The following is a 19,255-nucleotide window of genomic DNA, read 5'->3' as shown; positions in this document are numbered from 1 at the left end:
GCGGTCGCAGTACCGTGGACGGGTGGACAACAGGCAAGCAATCGGCTCGTGGCTCTCGGGTCCCCGCGCCGCCGCGGAGGAAATGGGCGTCGAATTCGGCTACCGGGGCGAGGGCCTCGGGCTGCCGGAGAAGGGATCCGGGTCCGTCGCCCCGCTCGGGCGGCGTTTCGGGGCCCTCTTCATCGACTGGGCACTGTGCATGCTCATCGCCTACGCGTTCCTCGCGAACGGCGATCCCCAGCGGGCGGGCAACTGGGCTCTGCTCATCTTCTTCCTGCTCAGCCTCCTCACCGTCGGGACGGTCGGCTGCACTCCCGGGAAGCGTCTGCTGGGCCTGCGGGTCGTCGCGGAGGACGGCGGGCGGCTCGGTCTGCCCCGGGTGCTGCTGCGCAGCGTCCTCCTTGCCATCGTAGTCCCGGCGGTCATCTGGGACCGTGACACGCGTGGGCTGCACGACCGGCTCGCCCGTTCCGTCCAGGTGCGGATCTGATCCCGGACAGAAGACCGGACAGAAGACCGGGCAGAAGACCGGGCAGAAGACCGGGCAGAAGACCGGAACAGCAGACAGCGCGAAGGGGCGGGGCGGAACCTCTCGGTTCCGCCCCGCCCCTTCGCGTAAAGCCCTAGGACCCTCAGCGGCCCTTCGGCATCCGCATGCCCTTGGGCATCGGACCCTTGGGGATGGGCATGTTGCTCATCAAATCGCCCAGCGCCCGGAGGCGGTCGTTCACGACCGTCACCTGCGCGCCCGGCAGTACTCGCGGCAGCTTGAGCAGCGTGGTGCGCAGCTTCTTGAGCGGCACCTGGCCCTCGCCGTCGCCCACGACCACGTCGTGCACCGGCGTGTCCGCGACGATGCGCGCCATGCGCTTCTTCTCGGCCGCCAGCAGGCTCTTGACCCGGTTCGGGTTGCCCTCGCCGACGAGCACGATGCCCGCCTTGCCGACGGCACGGTGGACGACGTCCTGGTTGCGGTTCATCGCCACCGCCGGAGTCGTCGACCAACCGCGGCCGATGTTCTCCAGCACTGCCGCCGCCGCTCCCGGCTGGCCCTCCATCTGCCCGAAGGCAGCACGCTCGGCCCGTCGCCCGAAGACGATCGCCATCGCGAGGAAGGCAAGCAGGAAGCCCAGGATGCCGAGGTAGACCGGGTGGTCGATCAAGAAGCCGATGGCGAGGAGTACACCGAAGGTGACAATTCCCACAGCCGCGACGACAAGACCGACCTTCGAGTCGACCTTCTTGGTCATCTTGTAGGTCAGGGCGATCTGCTTCAGTCGCCCAGGGTTCTCGGATGTTTCCTTCCTCGCCATGTAGCGAAGTTTACGTGGCTTGCGGACCCGGGGCGGCCACGGCCTCCAGGACGTGCTGAGCCTCCCGCCGGTCCTTGGCCCGGCGGCGGTCCTCGAGCACCGCGGTCCAGGCGTTCCTGCGGGCGGTGCGCTGGCCCCCGCGCAGCAGCAGCCCTTCCAGGGCGCGCAGGGCGCCGGTGACGGACGGAGGCCCTGCCAGGAGCGTGCTGGGAAGAGCGGTGGTCGGTACGGAAGCGGCGCGTACGGTCGCGGCCTGCATCGGCGAAGTCCCCTCGGGAGCGGAAGTGAGGAATGAGGCGCGGGGGGCTGGGTGCTGCTGTATGTGCTTCTATCGTTACCGAACGGTGTTACCAACGGATGACCTGTTGGTCAAACGCCTATGAAACGTTGACGCGGCCCGCACCGCCCCGCGCTCTTGCGGGGGATGCGGGCCGCGTTGTACGGCACTGCCGGGGACCGGCCGGCGGTCAGCCGGCCTGCGTCGTCGCCACGACCGCGCGGCGCTCGACGGCCTGCTGGAAGAGCCGGCCGGCGCGGTAGGAGGAACGGACCAGCGGCCCGGACATCACACCGGAGTAGCCGATCGCGTCGGCCTCGTCCTTCAGCTCCACGAACTCCTGCGGCTTCACCCAGCGCTCGACGGGGTGGTGCCGGGGGGAGGGGCGCAGGTACTGGGTGATGGTGATCAGCTCGCAGCCCGCCTCGTGCAGATCGCGCAGCGCCTCGCTGACCTCCTCACGGGTCTCGCCCATGCCCAGGATCAGGTTGGACTTGGTCACCAGGCCCGCCTCGCGGGCCTTGGTGATGACCTCCAGCGAACGCTCGTAGCGGAAGCCGGGGCGGATGCGCTTGAAGATCCGCGGCACCGTCTCGACGTTGTGGGCGAGCACCTCGGGGCGCGCGGAGAAGACCTCGGCGAGCTGCTCGGGCACCGCGTTGAAGTCGGGGATGAGCAGCTCGACCTTGGTGTGGCCGCCCTCGCGCTCCGCCGTCATCGCGTGGATCTGCCGCACGGTCTCCGCGTACAGCCAGGCTCCGCCGTCCGCCAGGTCGTCGCGCGCGACGCCGGTGATGGTGGCGTAGTTCAGGTCCATGGTGACGACGGACTCGCCCACGCGGCGGGGCTCGTCCAGGTCCAGGGCCTGCGGCTTGCCCGTGTCGATCTGGCAGAAGTCACAGCGCCGGGTGCACTGGTCACCGCCGATGAGGAAGGTGGCCTCGCGGTCCTCCCAGCATTCGTAGATGTTCGGACAGCCGGCCTCCTGGCACACGGTGTGCAGTCCCTCGCTCTTCACGAGGTTCTGCATCTTGGTGTACTCGGGGCCCATCTTCGCCCGGGTCTTGATCCACTCGGGCTTGCGCTCGATGGGGGTCTGGCTGTTCCGGACCTCCAGGCGCAGCATCTTGCGTCCGTCGGGTGCGACAGCGGACACGTCCGGCGCCCCTTTCTGCTAACGCGCGTTCGATTCTTCGGCGGACACCAGGGTACGCCCGTTAATTGTGCGGCTTTACGTCCGGAGCAACCCGGGGAGACCGGGGACCATTCCCCGGACTGATCCCAGCGGGTTCACCGACCGCCGCTCCGGGCGGTCGTCGAGGGGGCCCGCCCCCCGTCCTCACACGGCCCGCGGCAGGGGTTCCGCCGACTCCAGGATCTCCCGCAGGTGCTTCTCCACCACCGGCAGGACCTCGGTGACCGGCACCGGCCGGCCCAGCTCGTTGGAGAGCGAGGTCACGCCCGCGTCGCGGATGCCGCAGGGCACGATCCGGTCGAACCAGGTGTTGTCGGGGTCACAGTTCAGCGAGAAGCCGTGCATCGTCACACCCTTGGCGATGCGGATGCCGATCGCGGCGAGCTTGCGGTCCTCGCGGCGCTGGCCGGCGTTGGAGGGGGCGTACTCCGGGCCGTTCAGCCGGGGGTCGAACTCCTCGTCCGTCAGCCGCGGGTCGAAGTCCAGGCTGAGGCCGCCGAGGGCCGGCCGGTCGGCCACCGGGTCACCCAGCACCCACACCCCGCTGCGGCCCTCGATCCGGGTGGTCTCCAGCCCGAAGTCGGCACAGGTGCGGATCAGCGCCTCCTCCAGGCGCCGGACGTGTGCGATGACATCCACCGGGCGGGGCAGCTTCAGGATCGGGTAGCCGACGAGCTGCCCGGGGCCGTGCCAAGTGATTTTTCCGCCACGATCGACATCGATCACGGGGGTGCCATCCAGGGGGCGCTCGCTGTCCTCCGTGCGCCGTCCCGCGGTGTAGACCGCCGGGTGCTCCAGCAGCAGGCAGGTGTCCGGGAGCTCGTCCGCGAACCGGGCCGCGTGCACCCGTCGCTGCTCCTGCCAGGCCTCCTGGTACTCGACGGCGTCCGCTCCGAAGCCCAGGTGGACAAAGCGCAGCTCACTCACGGCAGCTCCTCTTCGAACCATTTCGAACCTTGCGTGGTCTGTCTCGGTGTTCCCGCGCCGTTTCCCGCGCCCCCGCAACTGTACGGCGACCGTCCGGCGAGCCGGCGGGCGGCCGACTCCGAGGGGCGGCCGGAGCGCCGGAAAGATCAACCCGGACGGCCCTGCGGGCGTATTTGATCTGTCCTCACACGATCGGATGAATGCGGGGCGAAGGTGGCGATCGGGGCGGCGGACGACGCTAAATTCACGCCGTTCCAAAGGGCGATCAGGGAGACCGGCAGGCTGATGACGGAACGACCCCCACAGCGCATCCCCAACCGTCAGCTCGCCGCGCTCATCGCGGAGGCCGGCTTCTCCAACGCGGGGCTCGCTCGTCGTGTCGATCAGTTAGGGCTGGAGCACGGCCTTGACCTGCGCTACGACAAGACGTCCGTCACCCGGTGGCTACGCGGACAGCAGCCGCGCGGTACGACCCCGGCGCTGATCGCCGAGGTCTTCACCCGGCGGCTCGGGCGACGGCTGTCCGCACAGGATCTCGGGCTCGACGCGTGTGCGCCGGTGTACGCCGGTCTTGAATTCGCCGCGTCCCCCGAAGAGGCCATTGACATCGTCAGCGGGCTTTGGCGCAAGGACTCCGGCAGCCACACCGAGCTACGGAAGATCGCGTTCACCCCGGCCGGGCTGGTGGTGCCCAGCCGGGACTGGCTGATCGGCCGGGCGGACGAGCGCGTGGCGCGCGGCGGCCCGCCGCCCGCGGCGGAGACCGGCCGGGTGCCGCTCCAGGCGCGGGGTGCCCCGCCCGTCCGGCGAAGCGCCGAGCGGGGCCCGGGCGGCCGGGTCTCGATGGGCGACATCGCGGCCCTGCGGTCGGTGGGCGAGCTGTTCCGCACCCTTGACCACGCCTATGGCGGCGGCCACGCCCGGCAGGCCCTGGTGCGCTACCTGGAGCACGAGGCCGAGCCCATGCTCCGGGGCACCTACGGGGAGGCCATCGGCCGGCGGCTGTTCGCGGCGGCCGCGGACCTCACCCGGCTCGCGGGATGGACGTCGTACGACATCGCGGCGCACGGGCTGGCGCAGCGGTACTTCGTCCAGGCACTGCGGCTGGCCCAGGCGGCGGGCGACCGGGCCTACGGCAGCTATGTGCTGGTCACCATGAGCCGGCAGGCCGTGTACCTGGGGCACGGGCGCGAGGCGGTGCAGCTCGCGCGGGTGGCGCAGCAGGGTGTGGGCTCGGGCGCGCCACCGGTCGTCCAGTCGCTGCTGCACGCCGTCGAGGCACGCGGGCACGGCGTGCTCGGTGAGGTGCGGGCGTGCTCGGCGTCGCTCGCGCGGGCCGAACGGGCGCTGGAGACGTCCCGGCCGGGCGACGACGTGCCGTACTGGGCGCGGTTCTTCGACGAGGCGCAGCTGGCGGACGAGTTCGCCCACAGCCACCGCGATCTCCAGCAGTACCGTGCGGCGGCGCAGCACGCGGAGCGCTCGCTCCAGCTGCGCAGCACGTCCTACGCCCGCAGCCGGCTCTTCTGCAAGGTGGTGCTGGCCTCGGCCCGGCTGGGGCTGGGGGAGCTGGAGCAAGCGTGCGCGCTCGGTGTGGAGGCGGCCCAGCAGGGCGCCGAAATGCGCTCGGTCCGTGCCCTGGAGTACATCCGCGACTTCGAACGGCGCCTGGAGCCGTATCGCGATGCCGCTCCGGCTCGGGCGTATCGGGAGAAGGTGGCGGCTCTCTGAGTCTCCCCCCGCGCCGTGGTGGGTTCACCTCCGCTGCGCGGCGGTGTCCTCAAGCGCCGGACGGGCTGCATTTCAGCCCGTCCGGCGCTTGAGGACGCGCCCGCAGGGCGCTCCCGTCCTAGCAAGACGGCCAAACCTAGGGCTACGCCACCTGCAAGGTGTGGACATCGAGGTCCGTGCGGATACCGAAGTCGCGCAGTACCGCATGCGCGGCACGGCGGCCGGAGTGCAGGGCGCCCTGGACGGTGCTCGTGTCGCGGTGGTCGCCGCAGACGTACAGGCCGTCCAGGATCCGCACCGGGCGGCGTACGTCGTGGGGTGCGGGCATGGCCGGGACCGCGTCGGGGTCGTGGTGGGCGGCCAGCAGCCGCCAGCCCGCGGTGGACGTGCCGTAGACGCGGGCCAGCTGGGCACGGGCCCGCCGGTCCAGTTCGGCGGTGGGCAGCCCGGCTGCCGCGCCGAGCACGGTCGAGGTGATCAGCGGCCGGCCGTCGGGGGCCCGGGAGGGGTCCACCTCGCTGGCGACCATGGTGTGGGCGACCGGGCCGCGGCCGGTGGTGAGGATGAGCGACGCGTCGCGCAGCGGCGGTTCGTCGGCCGTGTGGTGCAGCACCGTCACGGGGTGGAAGCCGGGCAGCCGCAGGCCCGGGATCAGCTCGGCGGCGGCACGGGCCCCGGTGGCCACGATCACCGAGCGGCAGCCGATCTCCCCGTGCCCGCCCGTGCTGACGGACGTGGTGCAGGCGGCCTTGGCGTGGATGCCCGTGCGGACCGTGCCGGGCGGCAGCGCCGCCGCCAGCAGCGCCGGGACGGTGTCCGCCCCGCCCGCCGGCAGACACAGCCGCCCCCGCGCGTAGCCGCGCAGGACGAGGTCGGCGCAGCGGCTGGAGGTCGTCAGATCCGGGTCGCACAACAGGGAGGTGAGCAGGGGGCGCAGGAAGCCCTCGACCGTACGGGTCGGCAGGCCGCGGGTGGTGAGGGTGTCGGCGGTGGGCCGGTCGGGGCGGGCGAGCATCCGGTTGGTGGACAAGGTGGCGAGCCGGGCCAGTGCCGCGCCGAGGCGGGCCTGGTCGAGACCGCCGCCGCGCGGCGCCCGGGCGGCCGTCGCGAAGGCCCGCGCGGTGGTGAACGCGCGCCGCGCGCCACGGGGTTCGCCGGTGCGCTGGATGCGGCCTCCGGAGTGGACGAGCACACCGGGGGTGAAGGGGCGCAGGGCGAGCGCGCCGAGGCCTGGTGCCAGCAATTCGGGGAAGGAGGTGTTGAGTAACTGGCCCGTGCGGTCGAGCCGGAAGCCGTCGACGGTATCGGTCGTCATCCGGCCGCCCACATAAGGAGCGGCCTCCAGGACCGTGACGGCCACCCCGGCGCTGGTGAGCTGATGCGCCGCCGAGAGCCCGGCGAGGCCGGCTCCCACGATGACGACGTCAGCGTGCTGTGCGGTGTCGCGTGCGCTGCTGAGCACGTGCCCTCCCGGGATCGGTCCGCTCACTCGGGGGCCTGATGCCCTCAACGGGCGGCGGGGAAGCGCGAGTTTGCCTCGACCGTAGAGAGAAATTCGGTCAATAACAGTCGCGCACAAACAGGGCACGGTCGCACAGCGGTCGCACGGTGCACAGATCGCCGCCCGGCCCGGTGGCCGGGACGCCGTGGCGCGCCCGGGCTCACACCGGTGGTCCGCGCCGGTGTTCCACCAGGTACCGGCTCCGTCGGCCGGTCAGGGGTGTCAGCGGGGAGCCGTCAGCGCCGCCCGTAGCGCCCCCTCGATGCCGGGGAAGGCGAAGTCGAAGCCGGAGTCCGACAGCCGCCGGGGCAGCACCCGCTGACTGGACAGCACATCCGAGGACATCTCGCCCAGCGCCAGCTTGAGCGCGGCGGCGGGCACGGCGAACGGGGTCGGGCGGCGCAGGACCCGGCTCATGGCCGCCGTCACCTCGCGGTTGGTGACCGGGGTCGGCGCGGTGAGATTGACGGGCCCCGACAGCCCGGGGGTGTCCAGAAGGTGGCGCAGCGCGGCGACGTGGTCCCGCAGGGCGATAAAGCTCCAGTACTGCCGGCCGCTCCCCAGCCGTCCGCCGAGGCCCAGCTTGAAGAGCGGGAAGAGCCGCCCCCACGCGCCGCCGTCCCGCGACACGACGAGTCCGGTGCGGGCGAACACCGTCCGCACGCCCGCCGCCGCGGCCGGGCCGGCCGCCGCCTCCCACTCCCGGCAGAGGTCCGCGAGAAAACCGTGTCCCAGGGCCGCGCTCTCGTCGACGGCCCGGTCCCCGGTGTCGCCGTAGATACCGACCGCGCTGCCGCTGATCAGCACGCGCGGCGGGTTGGGGAGGGCGGCGACGGCCTTGGCGAGCGTGGCGGTGCCCAGCACCCGGCTGTCGCGCAGCTCCCGCTTGTAGGCACCCGTCCAGCGGTGGTCCCCGATGCCGGCACCCGCCAGATGCACCACGGCCTCGCACCCGGCGAGACCGTCGGTGTCGACCCGGCCGCCCTTCGGATCCCAGCCGATCTCACCCTCCCGCTGTGGCGGTCGTCTTACGAGCCGCACGACGTGATGGCCGTCGGCCTCCAGGGAGCGCACGAGCGCCGTGCCGATGAGCCCGGTCGAACCGGTGATGGCGATCCGCATGACGCCCACCTTGCCTGTTGTTGTCGGGCCGGGTACCTCCCCGCGGTAGCTGGGGGAGATGGAGGACGCGCCCGCAGGGCGCCGGGCGGCACAGCCGGGCGGCACAGCCGGGCGGTAGCCGAAGATCCGCCGGACACGGGCTAGGCCCTGAACCGGTCCCACAGTCGGGGGAACCGTTCCTCCAGGACCGACTCGTCCTCCAGGTCGAACGGCGAGCCCAGCGGCTCGGCCGGGGGGTCCGGCAGGCCCAGGTCCGGGGGTTCGGTCCCCGTCAACTGCTCGTACGCCTCGTCCGCCGCGTACCCCAGGTCCTCGGCGTCACCGTCCACCTCGTCGTCGAAGTCGTCGAGGAGGTCGGCGAGATTGTCCGGATCGTGCACCGCGCCCTCGAAGACCTCGCGGCCCTGGCCGATGAGCCAGCAGCGGAAATAGTCGAACGCGTCATCGCTCGCACCGTTCAGCAGCACGGCGGCCGCGCCCCACAGATCCCAGAGGTACGCACGGTTGTAGCGCGCCTCGAAGTGCCGGGCGAAGTCCACCACACGGTCGGGGTCGAGCTGCACCAGCCGCTCGACCAACAGGTCGGCCTGATCCTCGGCGTCACCGTCGGCGGCCTCGCGCGCGCTGTCGACCAGCTCCCAGAACTCCGTCTCGTCCATCACGCCACCAGCATCGGGCCTGGCACCTGGCGGCGCACGCGGAGCGGAGCGGATGCGGCCGTGTCGTTACGTCCGGCTCGTACGCGGGAGAAGACGGCGGTAAATCAGGACGGAAGATGTCGGGTTTAGCCGTCAGAGTTGTCCTGACGGAGAACGGCGGAACGAGAGGACCGATGGACGTGCAGTCGCACAGTGCGCAGGCCGGAGAGCTGACGGGCAAGATCGCGCTCGTCGCGGGCGCCACGCGGGGAGCGGGCCGGGCGATGGCCGTGGAGCTGGGCAGGGCGGGGGCCACCGTCTATGTGACGGGACGCAGCACCCGGGGAGGGCGCAGCGAGGTGGACCGTCCGGAGACCATCGAGGACACCGCCGAGCTGGTGACCGCGGCGGGCGGCACCGGCATCGCCGTACCGACCGACCATCTGGAGCGCGAGGCGGTCCGGGCGCTCGTCGAGCGGATCGACGCGGAGCAGGGCCGGCTCGATGTGCTGGTCAACGACGTATGGGGTGGCGAGCACCTGATCGAGTTCGACACCAAGGCGTGGGACGTGGATCTGGACAAGGGACTGCGGATGCTGCGGCTCTCCGTCGAGACGCACGCCGTCACCAGCCACTACGCGCTGCCGCTGCTGATCCGCCGGCCCGGGGGACTGGTGATCGAGGTGACGGACGGGACGGCCGAGTTCAACAAGACCTACCGCGGCAACCTCTTCTACGACCTGGCCAAGAACGCCCCGATCCGGATGGCGTACGGCCTCGCGCAGGAGCTGACGGAGTACGGGGGCACCGCCGTCTCGATCACTCCGGGCTTCCTGCGCTCGGAACAGATGCTCGACCACTTCGGCGTCACCGAGGCGACCTGGCGGGACGCCATCGGGAAGAGCCCGCACTTCGCCATCGCGGAGTCCCCGGCGTTCATCGGCCGCGGGGTCGCCGCGCTCGCCGCGGACCCGGACAAAGCCCGCTGGAACGGCCGCTCCCTCTCCAGCGGCGAGCTGGCCAAGGACTACGGCTTCACCGACACGGATGGCTCTCGTCCGGACTGTTTCGCGTACTTCGCGGACGTCGTCTTCGGGGGGAAGGAGGCGAGTGCGGACGAGTATCGCTAGCCGTGGCCGGCGGCTCTTCGGCTACCGGTCGTCGTGGCCGCCTGCGGCGGCGGGCGCCCTGCGGACGCGTCCTCAATCGCCGGACGGGCTGAATTTCAGCCCGTCCGGCGATTGAGGACACAGCACAGCAGCCCGTCCGGCGATTGAGGACACCGCCGTGCGGCGGAGGTGCGGACGCCACGGGCGGCGAGACGGGTCGGAAGCCGTCGCAGACTCACCCGTACAGCGCCGCCCCCCGCTCCGCCGCTCGTGCGAACCGCGCGCGCAAGGCCGGCGGTCCCAGGATCTCCGCCTCCGGGCCGAGGGCGAGCAGCTGTTCGTACGCGACGTCGAGGCTCTCGACCGGCAGGGAAACGGTGACCCGCTCCTGCCCGTCCGGGGCGCCGGCCCCCGAGAGTGCCTCGCTCGCGGCCCCCCGGTCCGTCACGTACGGCAGTCGTCGGGCGCCGTCGGGTGTCAGGCGCAGTTCCACCCGTTCGCGCAGCAGCGACCGGCTGAACTGCGCCGCCCGTTCGTCCCAGAAGGCCGGCAGGTCGAAGTCGTCCGCGCGCGGGAAACGGTTCTCGCCGACGGCGACCGCCGTGAAGCGGTCCACCCGGTAGACGCGGTGGTGGCCCTCCGTCCGGGCCGCCAGGTACCAGACGCCCGCCTTCAGGACGAGACCGTACGGTTCCAGCTCCCGTTCCACCTCGGTGTCCGAACGCCGGTAGCGGGCCGTGATCCACCGGTCGTCCCATACGGCGTCCGCGATCGCGGGCAGCAGCTCGGGGGGTTCGGCGGGCTGCCACCAGCCGGGGGCGTCGAGGTGGAAACGCTGTGCCGCGCTCGTGGGGGCGTCGCTCAGCTCCGGCAGCAGGGCCGCCGAGACCTTGAGGCGGGCGGCCGAGGCGGCGTCCGCCAGGCCCATCTCGCGCAGCGCGGACGGCACCCCGGAGAGGAACAGCGCTTCGGCTTCGGTGCGTCCGAGGCCGGTGAGGCTGGTGCGGTAGCCGCCGATGAGCCGGTAGCCGCCGGTGCGGCCACGGTCGGCGTAGACCGGGACACCGGCCTCCGACAGCGCCGACACATCCCGCGCGACCGTCCGCTCGGAGACCTCCAACCGCCGCGCCAGCTCGGCACCCGTCATCGAGGGCCGGGACTGGAGCAGCAACACCATCTTGATCAGCCGGGCCGCTCGCATGAGGACATCATGGCGGGCCGTGCGAACAGTGAGGACAGGACCCGTGCGCCGGCCAGGGCAACGGATGACGTACAGGTCCTGTCCTCACCCTTGAGCCGCGCCGTGTCACAGGACAGGGCGTCATGGCGCGGCTCAGTTCAAGGGTGGGGTTTACGTCCCGCGGAGACCATACGCCTTTGATCGATGATCGATCAATGCCGGATGCAAGAAAGTTTGGGGACGCCCGTTCAGACCCGGGGCGCGCAGTTCAGTACGTGGTTCCGCAGCAGCTCCCCGATCCGGGGATCGCGCCGCCGGAACGCCGCCACGATCTCCGCGTGCTCCTCCGCGTGCGTGCGCGGCTCCGGGCTCAGCCAGCGGATCGAGAGCGTGGTCCACACCTCGATGCCGAGCGACTCCCAGGTGTGCAGCAGGACGGAGTTCCCCGCGGCCTTGACGATCTCGCGGTGGAAGGCCACCGTGTGCCGCACCTGCGCCTCGCCGTCGCCGGCCCGGTCCGCCTCGTACAGCGCGGCCACCTCCGGCTCCAGGGCCGAGACGTCCGCGGCCAGGACGGGGGCGGCCAGTTCGGCGGCCACCTGCTCCAGGCCCGCCCGGACCGGGTAGCTCTCCCGCAGGTCGGCGGCGGTCAGATCGCGGACCCGGACGCCCTTGTTGGGCGCCGACTCGATCAGCCGCAGCGACTCCAGCTCGCGCAGCGCCTCCCGCACCGGCGTCTGGCTCACCAGCAGCTCCGCCGCGATCCGGCGCTCCACGATCCGCTCGCCCGGCTGCCAGCGCCCGCTGACGATCCCCTCGAGGATGTGCTCGCGGATCTGGTCGCGCAGCGAATGGACGACGGGTGGGGCCATGGGTGACGTGCTCCTCGGGCGGGCGAGCGGTGGCTCGTAGCCCCATTATCGCGGCGGGTACGGGCAGGTGGCGGGCTGGGGGAAGCCGGGCGGGCGCATGGCGAAGGGCGCGGCCCCGGCTCGTACGGATACGAAGACCGGGGCCGCGCCCTCAGGGCAGACGCCTCACCAGACTCAGAGACCGATCTCGGCCTCGAACTCGGCGGCCTCCAGGAGCTGCTTGACCGTGGTCAGGTAGCGGGCGGCGTCGGCGCCGTCCACCAGACGGTGGTCGTAGGAGAGCGCCAGGTACGTCATGTCGCGGATCGCGATGGTCTCGCCCAGCTCCGGGTGGTTGATGACCACCGGGCGCTTGACGGTCGCACCGATACCCAGGATGCCGACCTGGTTCGGGGGCACGATGACGGTGTCGAACAGCGCACCGCGCGAGCCGGTGTTGCTGATCGTGAAGGTCGCGCCCGACATGTCGTCCGGGCTGATCTTGTTGGTGCGGACCTTGCCGGCCAGCTCCGCCGTCTTCCGGGCGATACCCGCGATGTTGAGGTCGCCGGCACCCTTGATGACCGGGGTCATCAGGCCCTTCTCGGCGTCCACCGCGATGCCGACGTTCTCGACGTCGTGGTAGGTGATCGTGCCCTCGTCGTCGTTGATCCGGGCGTTGACGACCGGGTGGGCCTTCAGCGCCTGGACGGCGGCCTTGACGAAGAACGGCATCGGGGACAGCTTGACGCCCTCACGGGCGGCGAAGGCGTCCTTGGCCTTGTTGCGCATCCGCATGATCTTGGTGATGTCCACCTCGACCACGGTGGTCAGCTGAGCCTGACCGTGCAGCGCCTTCATCATGTTCTCGCCGATGACCTTGCGCATGCGGGTCATCTTGACCGTCTGTCCGCGCAGCGGCGACGCCTCGACGGCGGCGGCCTTCGGCGCGGGGGCGGCAGCGGCGGCCGGCGCCGGGGCGGCGGCCTGCTTGGCGGCCTCGGCGGCGGCGACGACGTCCTGCTTGCGGATGCGGCCACCGACGCCGGTGCCCTGGACCGTCGCCAGGTTGACACCGTTCTCGGCGGCGAGCTTGCGCACCAGCGGCGTGACGTACGCGCCGTCGGCCTCGGCACCGGACGCCGGGGCGGCCGGGGTGACCGGGGCGGCGGGAGCGGCCGGCGCCGGGGCGGCGACGGGCGCGGCGGCCTGGACCGGAGCCGGCGCCGGAGCGGCGGCGGGGGCGGCCTGGACGGGAGCCGGGGCCGGGGCGGCCGGAGCCGGGGTCGGCTCGGGCTGCGCGGCCGGGGCCGGAGCCTCGGCCGGAGCGGCCGGGGCCGGGGCGGCAGCGGCGGCCGGAGCGGCACCCGCGGCACCGATGACGGCGAGCTTGGCGCCGACCTCGGCGGTCTCGTCCTCACCGACGACGATCTCGAGCAGGGTGCCCGCGACCGGGGCCGGGATCTCGGTGTCGACCTTGTCGGTGGAGACCTCGAGCAGCGGCTCGTCGACCTCGACGCTGTCGCCGACCTCCTTGAGCCACCGGGTGACGGTGCCCTCGGTGACGGACTCGCCCAGTGCGGGGAGCACGACCGGGGTGCCCTCGGCGGCACCGGCGGCGGCCGGAGCCGGCGCCTCCGCGGCGGGGGCGGCGGCCGGGGCCGGGGCCTCGGCGGCGGGCGCCGGGGCCGGCTCGGGCTGCGCGGCCGGGGCCTCGGCGGCGGCCGGGGCCGGAGCCTCGGCCGGGGCGCCGGAACCGTCATCGATGACGGCCAGCTCGGCGCCGACCTCGACCGTCTCGTCCTCGGCGACCTTGATGGAGGCCAGGATGCCGGACGCGGGGGCCGGGATCTCGGTGTCGACCTTGTCGGTGGAGACCTCGAGCAGCGGCTCGTCGACCTCCACTCGCTCACCCTCGGCCTTGAGCCAACGGGTGACGGTGCCCTCGGACACGCTCTCGCCGAGCGCCGGCAGGGTTACGGAAACCGCCATGGTTGCGGTTGCTCCTTACGAATAGTGCGGATGGTCTAGCGCCCGGACTTAGTCGTGCGAGTGCAGCGGCTTGCCGGCCAGGGCCAGGTGGGCCTCGCCAAGGGCCTCGTTCTGCGTCGGGTGCGCGTGGATGAGCTGCGCGACCTCGGCCGGCAGCGCCTCCCAGTTGTAGATCAGCTGGGCTTCGCCGACCTGCTCACCCATACGGTCGCCGACCATGTGGACGCCGACGACGGCACCGTCCTTGACCTGGACGAGCTTGATCTCGCCCGCGGTCTTGAGGATCTTGCTCTTGCCGTTGCCCGCGAGGTTGTACTTCAGGGCGACGACCTTGTCCGCGCCGTAGATCTCCTTGGCCTTGGCCTCGGTGATACCCACGGAGGCGACCTCGGGGTGGCAGTACGTCACCCGGGGCACGCCGTCGTAGTCGATCGGCACGGTCTTGAGACCAGCCAGTCGCTCCGCTACCAGAATGCCCTCGGCGAAGCCGACGTGCGCGAGCTGGAGCGTCGGGACGAGGTCACCGACGGCCGAGATGGTCGGCACGTTGGTCTGCATGTACTCGTCGACCAGGACGTAGCCGCGGTCCATCGCGACGCCCTGCTCCTCGTAGCCCAGGCCCTGCGAGACCGGGCCGCGGCCGATGGCGACGAGCAGGATCTCGGCCTCGAACTCCTTGCCGTTGGCCAGAGTGACCTTGACGCCGTCGGCGGTGTACTCGGCCTTCTCGAAGAAGGCGCCGAGCGAGAAGTTGATGCCGCGCTTGCGGAACGCGCGCTCGAGCAGCTTGGAGCTGTTCTCGTCCTCGACCGGGACGAGGTGCTTGAGGCCCTCGACGATGGTCACGTCGGTGCCGAAGGACTTCCACGCGGAGGCGAACTCGACGCCGATGACGCCGCCGCCCAGCACGATCGCGGACTTCGGCACGCGGTCCAGGACCAGGGCGTGGTCCGAGGAGATGATGCGGTTGCCGTCGATCTCCAGGCCCGGCAGCGACTTCGGCGTGGAGCCGGTCGCCAGCAGGACGTGGCGGCCCTGGACACGCTGGCCGTTGACGTCGACGGAGGTCGGGGAGGACAGACGGCCCTCGCCCTCGATGTAGGTCACCTTGCGGGAGGCGACCAGGCCCTGCAGGCCCTTGTACAGGCCGGCGATCACGTCGTCCTTGTACTTGTGGACGCCCGCGATGTCGATGCCCTCGAAGGTGGCCTTGACACCGAACTGCGCGGCTTCGCGAGCCTGGTCGGCGATCTCACCGGCGTGCAGCAGCGCCTTGGTGGGGATGCAGCCGTTGTGCAGGCAGGTGCCACCAAGCTTGTTCTTCTCGATCAGGGCGACGTCCAGACCCAGCTGCGCTCCGCGCAGGGCAGCGGCGTAACCGCCGCTACCGCCTCCGAGGATCACTAGGTCGAAAACGGTGCTGGCGTCGTTCGCCACGTCACGTCCTCCATGCATGGAATACGCCGGAGCCGGTCGTCGATGACCGGGCGGCGGCTGTTGTTCGGCCGCTTTTGCTTCGGCCCTGGGTCAATGGGGCCCTGTCCTGCCGAGACAACATCTTCGCACTTGTTGACGGACGGCGGGACGCCGGGCCGGGCTGTGGGGCGACGGATGCGTCACCTTCACGGGTTACTGGCGCGTACGAGTGTGTGGATTTCGTTAAGGGCGAACGAACGCCGTGCGACCCCGAGCGGAACCCGCCCGGGGTCGCACGCATGTGCGAAAGGCTCAGCCGAGGTCGCCTGCGGCGGTGCGCTCCGCGAGCCGGACCAGGGTGCGCACCGCGGATCCGGTGCCGCCCTTGGGGGTGTAGCCGTACGGGGCGCTCTCGTGGTAGGCGGGGCCCGCGATGTCCAGGTGGGCCCAGGCGATGCCCTCGCCCACGAACTCCTGCAGGAACAGGCCCGCCACCAGGCCGCCGCCCATCCGCTCACCCATGTTGGCGATGTCGGCGACGGGAGTGTCCATGCCCTTGCGCAGCTCGGGGGGGAGCGGCATCGGCCACGCCTGCTCGCCGACCTCCTCGGCGATCTCGTACAGCGACGTGCGGAACGCGTCGTCGTTGGCCATGACGCCGAACGTGCGGTTGCCGAGCGCGAGGACCATGGCACCCGTGAGGGTGGCGACGTCCACGATCGCGTCGGGGTTCTCCTCCGAGGCCCGGGTCAGGGCGTCGGCCAGGACCAGCCGGCCCTCGGCGTCGGTGTTGAGTACCTCGACGGTCTTACCGCTGTACATCTTCAGCACATCACCCGGGCGGGTGGCGTTGCCGGACGGCATGTTCTCGGCGAGGGCCAGCCAGCCGGTGACGTTGACCTCCACCCCGAGCTTCGCGGCGGCCACGACCGTGGCGAAGACGGCGGCGGCGCCGGCCATGTCGCACTTCATGGTCTCGTTGTGGCCGGCCGGCTTCAGGGAGATGCCGCCCGAGTCGTAGGTGATGCCCTTGCCGACCAGGGCGATGGTCTTCTTCGCCTTGGCGCTGGTGTAGGCGACCCGCACCAGACGGGGCGGGTTCAAGGAACCCTGGCCGACGCCCATCAGGCCGCCGTAACCGCCCTTGAGCAGCGCCTTCTCGTCCAGGACCTCGACCTTGAGGCCATGCTCCTTGGCGGCGGCCTGGACGGCCGCGGCGAAGGACTTCGGGTTCAGGTCGTTGGGCGCCATGTTCACCAGGTCGCGGGCGCGGTTGACCTCCTCGGCCACGGCGACGGCGCGCTCGGCGGCGGCCTTGGCCGCCTTGTCACGCGGCTTGGCCCCCAGGACCGTCACCTCGGCGAGCGGCGCGCTCTTGTCGGCGGCCTTGGCGTCGCCCTTCTTGGCGGAACCGGTGCCGTTCGTGCGGTAGGCGTTGAAGGCATAGGCGCCGAGCAGCGCGCCCTCCGCGACGGCCGCGACGGCCTCCGCGTCCTCGACCGGCAGGACGAACGCGGCCTTCTTCGTGCCGGACAGCGCGCGGGCCGCCACACCGGCGGCGCGGCGCAGCGCCTCCTCGTCGTAGCCGTCGCCCTTCGCGGGCACGTCGCCGAGGCCGACCGCCAGCACGACCGGGGCCTTGAGGCCGGACGGGGCGGGGAGCTTGGTCACTTCGCCCTCGCCGCCGGCGGCGCCGAGGGTCTCCAGGACGGCGGCCAGCTTCCCGTCGAACGCCTTGTCGACGGCTTCGGCGCCGGGCGCGACGACGGGGCCCTTCGGGCCCTTCGCCACACCGACGACGACGGCGTCCGCGCGCAGCGTCGCCGCACTGGAAGTGCTGAGAGTCAGAGCAGTCACGGTGGTTGGGTCCCTACTTCCGTTGAGTATTCACGGCCGATGGGTGGGCGGCCGCCCCCTGCGCATCGTATGCGGCACGCCCGCGGCGCCGGGGTCCGGGCCAGCCGGGCACGCGCGAGCGTATCCCCGCCGGGCCGCGCGGGGTTCGCCCGTGACCGCACCGATGTGCCGGGCCCGCCGGCCGCCGGGGCCGGCACACGCCGGACGGGGGAGGCGGCAACGGAGGTGGCGAGGGTGGCGGCGGGCCTGTTCCGGCGGGCGCCGCGGTGGGGCCGGTCCCGGTGGCCCGCGCGGTGCGTCAGCCGAGCGTCAGCGCGAGCAGCGCGACCGTCGCGGACGTCTCGGCCAGGGCGCCGAAGACATCGCCGGTGACACCGCCGAAGCGGCGCGTGCAGTGCCGCAGCAGCAGTTCGCCACCGGCCAGGGCGGCCACCACCGCGGCCGCCGCCCGCGCCGCCTCGCAGCCGAGGGCGGCCGCCGCTGGGTACCCGTCCTCGTACGCGCCCAGGAGCGCGCCCGCGACGGCGCCCGCGCAGACGGTCAGCGCGGCGACCGCCAGCGCCGAGCGGGGGGACACCACCCCCGCCACGGCGGCCCCCAGCCCCTCCGGCCGGGCCGGGGGCACGCCCGCCCGCGAGGCGAGGGTCAGGGCGCAGCGCGCGGCCAGGGCGGCGACCAGTGCCGCGACGGCGCCGCGCGCCCAGCCCCCGGTGTACAGCTCGTGGAGGGCGGCGACCTGGCCGAGCAGGGTCAGCAGCAGGGTGACGACGCCGAAGGGGCCGATGTCCGACTGCTTCATGATCCGTAGCGCGTCGGCGGCGGGCTTCCCGCTGCCCAGCCCGTCCGCGACATCGGCGAGACCGTCCAAGTGGAGTCCGCGGGTGAGCACCGCCGGGACCGCCACCGTGGCCACCGCGGCGAGCATCGGCCCCGCGCCCAGCAGCAGCGCCGCGGCCCCGGTCAGGGCCGCGAAACCGCCCACGACCAGGCCCGCCAGGGGTGCCGCCAGCATTCCGCCACGGGCCGCCGGGCGGTCCCAGCGGGTGACGCGCACGGGCAGCACGGTGAGCGTCCCGAAGGCGAAGCGGAGGGCGTCGCCGGGTGTCGCGGGGGCCGGCTGTGCCGGGCCGGGGTCAGGTCTCGTGTCGGTCATCGCGGGCAGGGTATCCCGAGGGCCCCGGGCAGTAGGTTGCCCGGAGGGCACGGATCGGGAGCGGGAATCATGGGTCACTGGTTGGGTCGCAACATCGTCGAACCGGGCAAGCTGCCGCTGCTGCTGGCGCTCACCGCGTTCGTGCTGACCTTCCTGGTCACCCGTGTCATCACCCGGCTGATCCGGGCCGGCAAGGGCCCCTTCCGCAACGTCAGCGCCGGCAGCGGTCTGCACGTCCACCACGTCGTGCCGGGCGTCGTCATGATGGTCGTCGGCGGCTTCGGCGCGGTCGGCACCGGCCGGCACGGCTTCGCGGCGGCGCTGTGCGCCGTGCTCTTCGGCTCCGGCGCCGGGCTGGTGCTGGACGAGTTCGCGCTGATCCTGCACCTGGACGACGTGTACTGGACGGAACAGGGCCGCAAGAGCGTCGAACTCGTGGTGCTGACGGCGGCCCTGGTGGGGCTGGTACTCGCCGGTTCCTCACCGTTCGGGGTGAACGAGCTGACCCCGGACGAGCTGCACAACCGCGGCATCGTGGGGACCACCGTCGGCGTCAACTTCCTGATCTCCCTGTTCGCCCTGGTCAAGGGCAAACCGCGGATCGCCCTGATCGGGGTGCTGGTGCCGTTCGTCGCGATCGTCGGCGCGGTGCGGCTGGCCCGGCCGGGCTCACCGTGGGCCCGGCACTGCTACCGCCACCGCCGCCGGGCCCGGGCCAGGGCCCGCGCCCGCGCCATGCGGCACGACGCCCGCTGGGAAGCGGTGCGCAACCGCCTGCACGACCTGGTGGCGGGCGCCCCGGACCGTTGAGCGGGCCTTGGCCTTGCCGGCGGGCGCTGCGGCCCGTGGCGTGCGCACCTCCGCCGCCGGACGGGCTGCTGCGCTGTGTCCTCAATCGCCGGACGGGCTTAAATTAAGCCCGTCCGGCGATTGAGGACGCGCCCGCAGGGCGCTCTGCCGCCGCAGGCGGCACATGCGGCCGTAGCCGAGAAT

The 19,255-nt window shown here is 72.3% G+C and carries 17 protein-coding genes; 4 read left to right on the top strand and 13 right to left on the bottom strand.

The window, feature by feature from the left end; all coding sequences use genetic code 11:
• Positions 1–22: 22 nt before the first annotated feature.
• Positions 23–490 carry an RDD family protein gene (locus ACZ6MA_RS01790; RefSeq protein WP_469430243.1) on the top strand — a complete coding sequence of 156 codons (468 nt, stop codon included), beginning with the start codon at positions 23–25 and terminating at the stop codon, positions 488–490.
• A 142-nt stretch (positions 491–632) separates the two neighbouring features.
• Here the strand turns inward: ACZ6MA_RS01790 and ACZ6MA_RS01785 are convergent, their stop codons facing one another.
• The 4 genes from ACZ6MA_RS01785 to lipB form a co-directional block, all read right to left on the bottom strand.
• Complete coding sequence (locus ACZ6MA_RS01785; protein WP_469430241.1) at positions 633–1,313, bottom strand: DUF4191 domain-containing protein; 681 nt, start codon at positions 1,311–1,313, stop codon at positions 633–635.
• Positions 1,314–1,323: 10 nt separating this feature from the next.
• Entirely contained in the window at positions 1,324–1,572 is a 249-nt protein-coding gene (locus ACZ6MA_RS01780) for an SCO2195 family GlnR-regulated protein (protein ID WP_469430239.1), read from the bottom strand.
• 208 nt (positions 1,573–1,780) lie between these two features.
• Positions 1,781–2,746: a lipoyl synthase gene (gene lipA, locus ACZ6MA_RS01775; protein ID WP_469430238.1), complete on the bottom strand. Its 966-nt coding sequence runs from the start codon at positions 2,744–2,746 to the stop codon at positions 1,781–1,783.
• 183 nt (positions 2,747–2,929) lie between these two features.
• Positions 2,930–3,712, bottom strand: a complete 783-nt coding sequence (gene lipB, locus ACZ6MA_RS01770) for a lipoyl(octanoyl) transferase LipB (RefSeq protein WP_469430236.1) — start codon at positions 3,710–3,712, stop codon at positions 2,930–2,932.
• 285 nt (positions 3,713–3,997) lie between these two features.
• Between lipB and ACZ6MA_RS01765 the strand changes: the two genes are divergently transcribed.
• A complete protein-coding gene (locus ACZ6MA_RS01765; RefSeq protein WP_469430234.1) occupies positions 3,998–5,443 on the top strand; it encodes a regulator in 1,446 nt (481 codons plus the stop codon).
• Between the two features lie 142 nt (positions 5,444–5,585).
• On the opposite strand, the gene ACZ6MA_RS01760 is transcribed toward ACZ6MA_RS01765, so the two are convergent.
• From ACZ6MA_RS01760 to ACZ6MA_RS01750, 3 genes are all read right to left on the bottom strand, one after another.
• Positions 5,586–6,905 (bottom strand): NAD(P)/FAD-dependent oxidoreductase, encoded by a 1,320-nt coding sequence (locus ACZ6MA_RS01760; RefSeq protein ID WP_469430233.1) that lies wholly within the window; start codon positions 6,903–6,905, stop codon positions 5,586–5,588.
• Positions 6,906–7,166: 261 nt separating this feature from the next.
• Positions 7,167–8,066: a TIGR01777 family oxidoreductase gene (locus ACZ6MA_RS01755; protein WP_469430232.1), complete on the bottom strand. Its 900-nt coding sequence runs from the start codon at positions 8,064–8,066 to the stop codon at positions 7,167–7,169.
• Positions 8,067–8,206: 140 nt separating this feature from the next.
• A complete protein-coding gene (locus ACZ6MA_RS01750) occupies positions 8,207–8,725 on the bottom strand; it encodes a DUF4240 domain-containing protein (RefSeq protein ID WP_469431162.1) in 519 nt (172 codons plus the stop codon).
• 173 nt (positions 8,726–8,898) lie between these two features.
• Here ACZ6MA_RS01750 and ACZ6MA_RS01745 point away from each other — a divergent pair, with 173 nt between their 5' ends.
• Positions 8,899–9,834 (top strand): SDR family oxidoreductase, encoded by a 936-nt coding sequence (locus tag ACZ6MA_RS01745; protein WP_469430231.1) that lies wholly within the window; start codon positions 8,899–8,901, stop codon positions 9,832–9,834.
• A 214-nt stretch (positions 9,835–10,048) separates the two neighbouring features.
• On the opposite strand, the gene ACZ6MA_RS01740 is transcribed toward ACZ6MA_RS01745, so the two are convergent.
• The 6 genes from ACZ6MA_RS01740 to ACZ6MA_RS01715 all read right to left on the bottom strand — a co-directional run bounded on the left by ACZ6MA_RS01740 (position 10,049) and on the right by ACZ6MA_RS01715 (position 18,262).
• The gene (locus tag ACZ6MA_RS01740) at positions 10,049–11,014 is read right to left on the bottom strand and encodes a helix-turn-helix transcriptional regulator (RefSeq protein WP_469430229.1); all 966 of its coding nucleotides are present in this window, start codon (positions 11,012–11,014) and stop codon (positions 10,049–10,051) included.
• A 227-nt stretch (positions 11,015–11,241) separates the two neighbouring features.
• Positions 11,242–11,865 (bottom strand): GntR family transcriptional regulator, encoded by a 624-nt coding sequence (locus tag ACZ6MA_RS01735; protein WP_469430228.1) that lies wholly within the window; start codon positions 11,863–11,865, stop codon positions 11,242–11,244.
• A gap of 174 nt (positions 11,866–12,039) precedes the next feature.
• Positions 12,040–13,836 carry a 2-oxoglutarate dehydrogenase, E2 component, dihydrolipoamide succinyltransferase gene (sucB, locus tag ACZ6MA_RS01730; protein WP_469430226.1) on the bottom strand — a complete coding sequence of 599 codons (1,797 nt, stop codon included), beginning with the start codon at positions 13,834–13,836 and terminating at the stop codon, positions 12,040–12,042.
• Positions 13,837–13,884: 48 nt separating this feature from the next.
• Positions 13,885–15,273, bottom strand: coding sequence for a dihydrolipoyl dehydrogenase (lpdA, locus tag ACZ6MA_RS01725; protein WP_469430224.1), 1,389 nt, complete (start codon positions 15,271–15,273; stop codon positions 13,885–13,887).
• Between the two features lie 291 nt (positions 15,274–15,564).
• Positions 15,565–17,109, bottom strand: coding sequence for a leucyl aminopeptidase (locus tag ACZ6MA_RS01720; RefSeq protein WP_469430223.1), 1,545 nt, complete (start codon positions 17,107–17,109; stop codon positions 15,565–15,567).
• A 298-nt stretch (positions 17,110–17,407) separates the two neighbouring features.
• The gene (locus tag ACZ6MA_RS01715; RefSeq protein ID WP_469430222.1) at positions 17,408–18,262 is read right to left on the bottom strand and encodes an adenosylcobinamide-GDP ribazoletransferase; all 855 of its coding nucleotides are present in this window, start codon (positions 18,260–18,262) and stop codon (positions 17,408–17,410) included.
• A gap of 69 nt (positions 18,263–18,331) precedes the next feature.
• Between ACZ6MA_RS01715 and ACZ6MA_RS01710 the strand changes: the two genes are divergently transcribed.
• Positions 18,332–19,072: a hypothetical protein gene (locus ACZ6MA_RS01710; RefSeq protein ID WP_469430220.1), complete on the top strand. Its 741-nt coding sequence runs from the start codon at positions 18,332–18,334 to the stop codon at positions 19,070–19,072.
• The last annotated feature ends 183 nt before the right edge of the window (positions 19,073–19,255 follow it).

It is taken from the genome of Streptomyces sp. NPDC042259 (assembly GCF_055582085.1).
Note: the sequence above shows the minus strand (reverse complement) of the source record. Positions and strands in the feature narration are given on the sequence as shown.